This is a genomic window from Chlorobaculum thiosulfatiphilum (assembly GCF_006265165.1).
GTDB lineage: Bacteria > Bacteroidota > Chlorobiia > Chlorobiales > Chlorobiaceae > Chlorobaculum > Chlorobaculum thiosulfatiphilum.
This window is the reverse complement of sequence record NZ_VDCH01000029.1, coordinates 17,311-27,763: the sequence shown is the minus strand read 5'-3', so window position 1 is coordinate 27,763 and position 10,453 is coordinate 17,311. Positions and strand designations below refer to the sequence as shown.

The 10,453-nt window shown below is 56.0% G+C and carries 9 protein-coding genes; 6 read left to right on the top strand and 3 right to left on the bottom strand.

Annotated features, from left to right (window positions below; genetic code table 11):
- On the top strand, window positions 1–1,161 hold a 1,161-nt coding region (locus FGF66_RS12700), incomplete at its 5' end, for a hypothetical protein (RefSeq protein ID WP_170181335.1).
- A gap of 134 nt (window positions 1,162–1,295) precedes the next feature.
- Here FGF66_RS12700 and FGF66_RS10795 read toward each other — a convergent pair.
- Entirely contained in the window at window positions 1,296–1,832 is a 537-nt protein-coding gene (locus FGF66_RS10795; protein ID WP_139457646.1) for a flavin reductase family protein, read from the bottom strand.
- A gap of 218 nt (window positions 1,833–2,050) precedes the next feature.
- Here FGF66_RS10795 and FGF66_RS10790 point away from each other — a divergent pair, with 218 nt between their 5' ends.
- From FGF66_RS10790 to FGF66_RS10770, 5 genes are all read left to right on the top strand, one after another.
- Window positions 2,051–2,518, top strand: coding sequence for a cytochrome C (locus FGF66_RS10790; protein WP_139457645.1), 468 nt, complete (start codon window positions 2,051–2,053; stop codon window positions 2,516–2,518).
- A gap of 287 nt (window positions 2,519–2,805) precedes the next feature.
- Entirely contained in the window at window positions 2,806–3,027 is a 222-nt protein-coding gene (locus tag FGF66_RS10785) for a hypothetical protein (RefSeq protein ID WP_139457644.1), read from the top strand.
- 310 nt (window positions 3,028–3,337) lie between these two features.
- Complete coding sequence (locus tag FGF66_RS12695) at window positions 3,338–5,098, top strand: caspase family protein (RefSeq protein WP_170181334.1); 1,761 nt, start codon at window positions 3,338–3,340, stop codon at window positions 5,096–5,098.
- 202 nt (window positions 5,099–5,300) lie between these two features.
- Window positions 5,301–5,720, top strand: a complete 420-nt coding sequence (locus FGF66_RS10775) for an OsmC family protein (RefSeq protein ID WP_139457643.1) — start codon at window positions 5,301–5,303, stop codon at window positions 5,718–5,720.
- 258 nt (window positions 5,721–5,978) lie between these two features.
- Entirely contained in the window at window positions 5,979–6,521 is a 543-nt protein-coding gene (locus tag FGF66_RS10770; RefSeq protein ID WP_139457642.1) for a hypothetical protein, read from the top strand.
- 511 nt (window positions 6,522–7,032) lie between these two features.
- Here the strand turns inward: FGF66_RS10770 and mreB are convergent.
- Together mreB and FGF66_RS10760 are read right to left on the bottom strand one after the other, a co-directional pair.
- The gene (mreB, locus tag FGF66_RS10765; protein ID WP_139457641.1) at window positions 7,033–8,091 is read right to left on the bottom strand and encodes a rod shape-determining protein; all 1,059 of its coding nucleotides are present in this window, start codon (window positions 8,089–8,091) and stop codon (window positions 7,033–7,035) included.
- 275 nt (window positions 8,092–8,366) lie between these two features.
- A complete protein-coding gene (locus tag FGF66_RS10760) occupies window positions 8,367–10,376 on the bottom strand; it encodes a bifunctional metallophosphatase/5'-nucleotidase (protein WP_139457640.1) in 2,010 nt (669 codons plus the stop codon).
- Window positions 10,377–10,453 lie beyond the last annotated feature (77 nt).

Sequence of the window (10,453 nt, the reverse complement as noted above, 5' to 3'; positions counted from 1 at the left end):
AGTTGGATCGACAAGTTCCCGCTCGTTCCCGAAACCGGATTCGTTTTACCGCCACTGCTTGCTCGCGACGATCTCGGAGATCGATCTTCGCGCGCCATCGATTTCGCACTCAGTTGGATCGACAAGTTCCCGCTCGTTCCCGAAACCGGATTCGTTTTACCGCCACTGCTTGCTTGCGACGATCTCGGCACTCACTCTTCACGCGCCATCGATTTCGCCATCAACTGGATCAACAAGTTCCCAGACAGCTCAGATGCTGAGTTTGTGCTTAAGCGATTATTCACGCACCCATCACTGCAAACAACTCAGCGTTCACTATGTGTTAAAATTGCAGTGCCGCATTTAAAAAAATTGGGAGCTGACCCTGAAGCTTCTCATCTGCTGAAAAGCTGCCTGCGGGATCGAGGACTCGATCCAGAATCATCAAAGTTGTTAATCCGATTTGGATTGGATTGGATCAAAGCCAATTCACAGGACAAAAGCGCTGATTATATTTTCAACAGCTTGCTGCAACGCCGTGATCTGTCAAATGAAGAATGGAAAATAACTGCTGATATCGCCTTGAAATGGCTGCAACAACATAACGCAAATGATAATCGCGACCTGAGTCTGGCAGCGCTGCTCAATCGTCAGAAGCTCTTGAGCAAACAGAACTTGGAATGGGTAAAAAACGAGGCTGAGCAATGGTTGCAAAATCTCCCGAAAAACGCGCATGAGCCAATCAAGCTTATGAAAGCGCTCGGTAAATTCAATGAGCAAGACCAAACGCGCATCGACCCACAAATCGCACATAAGCTAACAGCGGCAGCTCTTGGTCAAATTGAGAGACCAACTCAAAAGGAACTGGAAAAGATTATTGACTCCGTAACGACCCTGCTTGAAACGTCACGACCGGCTCCAGCAGGATTTCTACTACCCGGCCTACTGGCTATTGTTCATCAACTGAAACAACAACATCTATGGAGCAAGGTTATCGATCTAACGAAAAAGATTAAAAAACACCCGAACTTTTTACCTCGAAACAAAAAAGGGCTTTCATGTGCCATTTGGTTACTCGTCGATCAAAACGCATGGCCTGAAGAACTTGCTAAACCAGTGCTTGAAGAACTTGGGATTGATCGTCCGTCTCCAATCAATCGGCCAGAACGACCTGCGACCTGATTGTCGATCACAGACGTTCTGACCAACTGTTAAAACCTACTTCTGAACTGTTCCCTCACGCCCCCAAAATCACCGCGCAAATCTGCTCGATCTCCTCTGCCTTCAGGTACGGATTCATCGCCATGGCGCAATCCCTATTTCGCGTTCGAGTCGAGCGTTATCGTTTTTCCGCTGACCATGAAACGCCCGCGTCCCCGGTGGTGGATCGTCTCCGGATTTTTCACCGCCGGATCGATCCACGCCCTGAGCACTTCCAGCACGAAGAGGCCGTAGCGATCGACCATGCTGTCGTCCACGACCCGGCACTCAAGATTGGCGAAGCACTCCGCGACGAGCGGCGCGCAGACCTCAGCCGCCGCAACCGGCGTGAGGCCGAACGTCGCGAACTTGTCGATCTCCGCGCCCGAACAGTTGCCGCAACCCACCACCTTGTCGGCCAGCTCGACTGTCGGAATCGCGATGACGCACTCGCCGCTCGCCTGGAGCAATCCATAGCTGTAGTTGCGGTCGCTGATGATGCAGCCCACCAGCGGCGGCTCGAACTCCATCATCATATGCCACGACTGCGCCATTACGTTTGGCCGCTCTTTTCCGGCGGTCGTCAGCAAAATCACCGGCCCCGGCTCGAGCAAGCCGTACACCTCCGAAAGGGGAAAAGCGACTCTCGACATGGCGTCTCCTTGTGTTAAACTCCGTTGTTTTCCGTCAAATCCTGCATTCCAGTCATAACCCCGGCGCACGGCGATTCATTCAGCATCGCGCGCGCGCCTGCCCGCCGCTCGTATCGCCACGGCAACTTTTTGTTCCGCATCGCGATTGCTGATCGAAGCAGTACTGTCGTTATACCACGGAATGTTTCGATGTGAACGTTTGACTGATGGAGGATACGATGAAACGAAAAGCGCTGTTGACCTCATGCATGATTGCGCCTTTGATGCTGGCGGGCCTTGAAGGGCAGGCCAGGGATCGGGCGTCGATCCGCAATGGCCGGTATCTTGTCATGATCGCGGGATGCAATGATTGCCATACCAAGGGATATGCCTTTTCCGATGGCCGCATTCCGGAGTCGCAATGGCTCAAGGGTGATGATCTTGGCTGGAACGGCCCGTGGGGCACGACCTGGCCGGTCAATCTTCGGCTGCTGGCCAGCTCGATGAGCGAGAGGGCGTGGATGCGAACCAAATATGTCAAAGCCCGTCCGCCGATGCCGTGGTACGCCCTGCGCGACATGAGCGATCGGGATTTCCGTGACATTTACCGCTATCTCCGCCATCTCGGCCCCGCCGGGCGGCCCGCGCCGGAGTTTTTGCCTCCAGACAAAATTCCGCCGGAACCCTTTGTTCGCTATCCCCGGTAAGGTCGCGCGGCGCACTGCCGGGAGTTACCGCGTCAGGCCGGTTTTTTAAGCCGACCTGACAGCGGGTTCGTGCTGCCCGCCGATGAATTCATCTGCCCTCCTGTCAATTTTTTTCTCCCATAAACCGGATCGGATGCCTTGATTTTCAGGCCGAACCCTCTTTGCGGCACCTGTGAGAGGGGGCAATATCTCAACCAAAAGCAGAACCCAGGCCATGTCAAAATCCGGAAGAACTTTCGTGTCGCTGATTGCCGTTTCGGCGTTTCTTTGCCTCGCCGCACCCCGTCATGCCGAGGATAATTTCAAAGGTGGAGGAGAATGCCGCCGCGGGCAAATTCGATCAGGGAAAGCAGGGCGACGCCCTGGGCGGTCTTGAACGCACTGCCGGAAAAACGATCAACGATGTCAACGTACCGTCAGCGTCGGCTCCGCAGCCGGTCAGAACCTCGACCGGCACCGCAGGCGGGTACGATGTCGGCGCCTCCTCTAAAACCTCCAGCGGCAATTGAGCGCCATCTTCGTTCCGGGCCATCCTTGAGGTGATGGTTCGAAACCTGTTGTACTGGCCGTTGTTCCTCACTGTGTTTTCACCCTTTCATCCTGTCACGCCGGGTAATTGACAAAACTTGCCCGCTCTCAGCTATGAACGAAGCGAATCAGTGATTCATGCGGGAGCGGATTTCTTATCTTTGATGGAATCGTTTTTCAGGTTTGAAAAGGATGGAAGCAACAGCCGGAGAATCTGGTTCCGGGTGAAATGAAGTTTCAGTTTTTTTTCGTTGCACTTTCCTCAACCATCAGTTCACAGGAGGATTTTTTATGAAACGGAGCATTCTTGCCGTGCTGCTCGCCTTCTTTTTTACCCTGCTGGCCGTTCAGGTCGATGCGGCGGGGCTGAAAAAGGCGCTCATCATCTATCACAATGATTGGGCAACGACGCCGTCGGCGCTGAAAACCGAGCTTCAGAGCCGCGGATACACGGTATCCATGACCGACAGCGGCTCGCAGGGGCTGAACGCGCTGAGTACCTTTTCCAATCTCCTCGCCTCCGGAGACCAGCTTGTCGTCTATCTGGCGGGCCACGGTTCCAATCCGCGCTGGAGCCGCAGTGACACCTCCAAAGCCACCGCCGCCTCGCATTTCATCGAGTTCAACACCGGAACGCTCTCCGTCAGTCAGCTCGCGCCGCTGTTCGAAAAGATCGCGGGCAACGGGGCGAGCCTCACGGTGATCGACGGCAGTTGCAATGGCGGCGAATCGGTGCTCTACGGCATGGGCAAGAGCTATTGCGTCATGGCCACAACGGGCGTCTATTCTCCCAGTCTGACCGGCTTTCCCGTGCCTTCGGACGCCATCGGCAAGGATTCTACTCCGGCAGCGTTCGGCATGTGGTGGGCCTCGCACAAAAGCGCAAGCTGGCTGAACGGGCAGATCGTGCTCGCCCTTCCGGAGCGCATCAACCAGCGCCTCTTCCGGAATGACAATACCGACATCACCAACCTGTCGCTTTTCCTGCGGCCCTCGATCGGCATTCTCACCAGCCTCGACCTTGGCGGCTGGAACCTGCACTACCAGTACTGCTACCTTTATCGCCTGATCTACCTCGATGATTACGCCGCGCTCGACGCCGCCGAAAAGGCAAAATTCACCAACAGCGTCGATACCTACCTTTCGGCGATGCACGGTTACTCCGATCCTGCCGAGCCTTTCTTCACGCGGCTCGACAGCTACCTGAACAACGCGATGCTGCTCAACTCCGCCGCCGCGATCTATGCGGCAAATTCCAGCAATGCGTGGAAGACTCTGGCCAACGATCCGAACTGGAACGTCAGCGGCGAACCAGGCAAGTACGCCGCGCAGATGAAGGGCGTGACGCCGGATGCCTATGTCGGCGCATCGGGCTTCATGAAGATGGCCGGCGAGATCGACTTCCTCATGACCGTCCTCAAGACCGGCTATGCCGAGCAGGAGGATTTGCTCCGCCAGATCGACGCCGCGGCCAAGGATTTGTACGGCCCGGCCAAGGTTGCCAGCATCGTCAAACTGACGCCGGTCAAGAAAGCGTGGCCGCCGGAATCCCCGGAGCAGCTCAAGAGGTTCAACAGCTTCGAGCGCTCCCTGATCAACAGGTTCGAGCTTATCGACAGGAATCTGAAGATCGACCGGCGCACCCTCCTGATGAGGCCGACCGCCACGCGGCCTGCCGTCCAGCCATCAGTCGCGCCGTCGCGCCGCCCGGTGATGCGCTTCACGCCGGCTCGCAACCTCAGTCAAGCCGTTCGGCCCGCCGTTGCCGCTGGAGGCAAGTCCGACGCGAAACAGACGATTGAGCTGAACATCCAGAAATACGAGCCGGGCTTCAGGACGGTTGTGCCGCTCGACAAGGTCGGCATTTCGCATGGCCTCATCGACGCCATGAAGAAGCAGAAGCTCGAAGCGCTGATCGGCAAGTTCAAGGCCATCTCGCCAACGCTCTATTACGCTGAAGGGCGCATCAGCTTCCTGCTCTCAATCGTGGAAGATTCGATCAGCAAGGCGCAGGGAAGCAGCGAATGCGCCTGCGAACAGAAAGCCTTCTGAGCGGCGGAAATCCGCCATCGGAACCACAAGCCCGAATACCGGAAGCCCGGCTCATTCGGGCTTGTGGTTTTTTGCCGCTTACGCCACTTCACGTCAAACGCCCGGCGCTGACCGAACTTTTTTCACTGCGGGCCGGTATCTGAAAGAGCTGGCGCCACGCCGCGCGAATCATCCTTTTTCAACGTTATCCTCCGCAAAAACCATGCACGCAACCGTCTCTTTCGACAGGAATCTGCCGCTTGTCGGACTCAACGCAAAGGGGCAGCACACTTTTTTCGACGTCACGCTCGATCCGTCCAGCCCCGCGCTGTACGCCTCGCCGATCGATATTCTGCTTCAGTCGTTGGCGGCCTGTTCGATGCTGGACATCATCTCGATTCTCGGAAAGATGAAAAAAGAGGTGGTCAAGCTCGACGCCGCGCTCGATGCCGAACGCGCCGAAACGCACCCGAAGGTTTTTACGTCAATTCACGTCAGCTTCAAGCTGTGCAGTCCCGATTGCACCAAGGCGGAACTCGACAAAGCCGCCGGGCTGTCGATGGATAAATATTGCAGCGTGACCGCCATGCTGAAAGCATCGGGATGCAGGGTGACGTGGGATTCAGAGGTCGTGGGCGAGTGATTGTGCTGAAATTGGTCTGTTTTGAAATCGCTACCCACGAGATCATTCGGAAAAGTGTATATCCTGTAAGATTTTATATGTTTGCGGCGCGATGTTTATAAGTCTTGAACGGTCTTGACTGATGCGCGTTTTATAGAGTATTTATGTTTGGTGCGGGCTGAAATTTTATTAAATTTAAAGTAAATTATTTTGCGTTGTATAGAGTGTTCCATTTGTTGTTGTGAGGCCATGTATGTCAACAAAAAAAGGAGAATAGTCATGAACACAAAGTCAAATCTTTTTTTTGCCCCGTTATTGATTCTGATGATTATTGCATTTAGCTCTGTATCGGAGGCTAAAAAAATGGTGAATCGATCAGATGTACATGTCATAGAAACGGAACAGCCGAATTTAAAAATCAATGTTCAATGGGGATCGTCGAATGTTGGGTCAACCCAATATGGCGAGAAGCTTACGGCTTACATTTCAGTTACCAATACAAGTAATGTGGACTGCTATCCTCCAACGGGAGCTTCATTTGTTGTTGGCGCCTATTATAAAACGCTTGGTTTGAAAAAGGCGATAAGTGTTGGTACGTTTCCAGCAGTAATAAAAGCTGGGGAGACAAGGAGTTTTATTCAGCAATCATTGGATGATGCTCACCAGGCAGTGATCTATAATGGTTATGTTGACTTTTATGTTTCATCTCAAGCCCCCGGTCAACCTGATTTATCTGCCGCAGTGCGTCCGGCGTGTAAAGGTGAATTAAACCTGAAAGACAACAATGCGCACTCGGTAAAAAAGGTAATTACGAATCCATAACCGAAACACGTAGCAAGCATTGCTATGCCTTTTTGTGTCGCTATTTGAAGCGGTGAACCATAGTTGTATATTTATTATGTTTTACATCTCTGTCATGCAAACACCTCACCAAGATCGAAACACACTATTTTAATCTTGGTGAGGTGTTTGATGGTTCTTGTTGCTACGGTGTATTTTGTTTGCTTATAAAAAGTTGCGTATCTGGCTGTCATTTCCCGTTTTCTCTGCCTATTTCAAATGGTCTTCGATTCGATCTGTAGTAAGTACGTAACGTTTGATGCTCTGAGCGATTCGATATTTGCTCATGGTCTGTTGCTGAAACTGCCTGTCTTTTCAGCAAAACGATGAGAAGGAAGTCTGAGGGATTCGGAAAATTTATATTCCTTATCTTCTGCCTTCCCACCAGAATCACGAGTTTCCTCAAGCAACCCTGAGCCTGCCCGCAAGTCTTCGGACGAGGCGTATGAACGCATCCCCAGCATCATCCCGCATCCCTTCTCAATGCCCCTTGTCACGGCTTATGCTTTTTCTTGTTGTCGAGCAGAAGAGGCTGGTAGCGTTCGAAGTTTTCGAGGATCGTGCTCAGTCCTTTGCTGACTGTGGTTTGCGGGTCGTTGCAGATCGTTACGGCGAGTCCGGTTGCGGACTGGATTCTTTTGTCGATGCCGCTCAACAGCGCGCCGCCGCCCGCCAGCCAGATGCCGCGTTCGAGAATATCGACGGCCATGTCCGGCTTGTCGGCAAGCACCTCGATGCTTTTCCTGATGGCCGAAACGATCTCCTGCAACGGGGCCGTGATGACCTCGCTGAGGGCGGCGGTGCTGATCTCCTGCGTTTCGGGAAAGCCTGACCGGAGGTTGAACCCTTTGACCGTCAGCCGACCGTCCTGATCGCGCCGGTCTGTGGCGGCGATATGCAGCTTGATCTGTTCAGCGGCATAATCGCTGATCGCCAGGTTGTGTTGTTCTCTCAGGTACCGGATGATTTCGTTGTCGAGATGGTTGCCCGAAACGTCGAGCGATTCACCTGAGACAATGCCGCCCAGCGATATGACGGCGATTTGCGTGGTGTCGGCTCCGAGATTGACGACAAGGTTTGTGACCGGCTCGAGCGGGTCGATGCCTGCGCCTATTGCCGCGGCTATCGGTTCAAACACCAGGTAAGCCTCTTTTACGCCAAGGTGCTCAGTCGCCATGTCGAAGAACGCGCGTTTTTCCACTTCGGTTATGCCGTAAGGAATGCTGATCACCAGCCGGTGAATGCCAAAGAGAATTCTGGGTTTTGCGGAGTGCAGCAGCTCCCGGAACAGCCGCTGCGCGGTATCGTAATCTGCGATGATACCTTTGGTTACCGGCTGGATGGAGTGGATGCCCGGATGCATTTTCCGGTGCATGTTGAGCGCTTCGTGCCCGGTGGCCAGCCACTTGCCCGAATCGCTCGCAACCGCGACAATCGTGGGTTCATCGACCACAATGCCTTTATCGCGTATGCACATCACCGTGTTTGCCGATCCGGGGTCAAGACCGAGGTCGATGAAGGTTTCCATGTTCAATACGTTACCAAAAATCATAGTTCGGGCCTGTTAACGGTTGCAGAAGCGCTGTTCGTCGATCTTGATGTAGAGTTATCGTACAGATGTGGTGGCTGATTCGGAATGCCAATATATAGTATTTTAGTTGTATTCCGACATCAGGCGTTCCAGACGACCCGGAGCGGCTCTCTTCGAGATTTTTCGGGATCGTCGGTAGTACAACAATCGGGATGCACAATCGGTTTATTGGCTCTGCACGAAGCGAGCGCTTGGCGGGAGTGGACGAAGTGGACGTTAGGGTGAGGTGTGCTTGCTCATTGCTTTTCGCTTAAAGCATGATCTCGCCTCGCCACGACCCGGCGCGTCAGCAAAATAACAACCATCACCGCAGCAACGAACAGCGCGGCGGCGGCGATGGTGAGCCAGTTGCCTCCGGCGACCAGCGCGACGGGGTTCCACGAAGCTTCGGCAACGATGCGCCCTTCGGGGCGGGCGTAGCGTTCGGGCACGGTTGCGATGCCATCCTTCTCCGGGAACGACGAGAGGTATTCGGCCAGCGCGACCCATTCGCGCAGCGGCTCGCCGTTTCGCGTCACCGTGAGCCTCGGTTCGTCTTTGGCGTTCACCGGATTGCCCGTTTCGTCTCGCGGCGTGATCTTCAGAATGCCGTGCGATTTCTTGCCGACGAGGTCGATGAGGCTGGCGAGATAGGCGTTGATCGCCACGCTGTAGAGGCGCTCGCGCTCGACCGGGCGGAAGCGCTTGTCGGCTCCTTCGACTTCGACTGAGGTGACGCGGTCGAAGATCATGCGGCGGGGGTTGTGGCGGAACCTGATTCCGGAGACGCTCAGCAGGGCGTCCTTTTTCGACGGGGCGATGCTGGTGTGCACTTCGAGCAGGTTTTTCAGGTCGCGGCCCGTGAGATAGAGGACGATGATCGTGTTGCCGCAATAGCCGTACTGCACCGGGCCGAGCGAGGCGGTCTGGAAAACGTCCGATACGCGGATGTCGCCCCGGTAGAGCGAGGCGCGGATGCAGCCGAGCACATCCACCGCAACGTCGATATGGCGTCGGCCTCCCTCCGCCCGCTCGACGGCGAAGCGATAAGCGTCGGTGACGAGGTTGCCGCGGCCGGTTTCGCCGGGGTTGGCGTAGGCCTCGTCGATGCTCTGGCCATCGAAGGGCTGGCGGGCGAGCACTTGGTCGAAGCGGTAGCCGAAGTGCGCGAGGTAGCGCTCCTCGACGATGCTCCGGAAGCCGTCGATCATCCGCGCGATCTCCGGCTCTTCCGGCGTGCTCGCGTCGATCTTTCGCAGCCGGTAGCCCGCCACCTGCACGTCGCGCCCCTTTTCGACCATCAGGTCGAGCACACCGAGCCACGCGCCGTACGATCCGGCGGAGACGATCGCCGTTCTGCCGACCATGATCGGCGAGTGCAGAACGGTGTGGGTGTGGCCGCTGACGATGAGGTCGATGCCGGGGGCGAGGGCGGCGAGCTTTTCATCTTCGGAGTGGCGCGGCTCCGGGTTGGTGCCGCTGTGCGACAGGCAGACGATGAGGTCAACCTTCTCGCGTTCCTTGAGCATCTTCACGGTTTTTCTGGCGGCTTCGACTTGGTCAGTAAAGGTGACCGGCCTGGCGAAACTCGCGTCTTCGGCGGCGTCCCTGCCGAGTACGCTGAAGATGCCGATGCGCACTCCGGCGCGCTCGACGACCGTGTAGCCGCGCACCGGGTAGTCGCGGAAGGCTCGTTCAAGCGCGTCGTCGGCGGGGTCGCTCTCACTGAAATGCAGGTTCGAGATGAGCAGTCGCGGTAGCGTGGCGGCTTTGGCGCGGGCGGCGCGGAGCATTGCGGCAGCGCCGGAGGGGCGGAAGTCGAAATCGTGGTTGCCGAAGGTTGCGGCGTCGTAGCCCATCGCGCCCATCAGGCGCAGCTCGAACGCCTCTTCCTGCAAGAGGGTGTGGTAGAGTGTGCCTTGGGTGAAGTCGCCCGCATCGACGACCAGCGCTTCGCCGCCCGACCGCGAGCGCTCCTCGTCGATCGCTCCGGCCAGCCGTGCGTAGCCGCCGACCTCACGAACACTTCCATCGCTCGCCATCTCGCGATGCGGCGAGAGATAGGAGTGCAGGTCGCTGGTGAAGAGCACGGTCAGCCTCGCCGGTTCCGCCAACGCCGTCGCCGGAACGAGGTGCAGCCCGGCGAAGAGCGAGGCGAGCGCCAGCAGCAGCACGAACCGGCGCGGCAGCGTTCGGAGTCGCGGCGTTGCTTGCCGAATGCCGGAGTCTGCATGAAAGATGATGGTGAAGCTGTCGCGGTCGATCATGCGTGGAAACTGGTGATGTTTGCGAGGGTGGTTGTTTGAACGGCAAACCCCCGGCTTCAATGTGGGGAGGCCGGGGG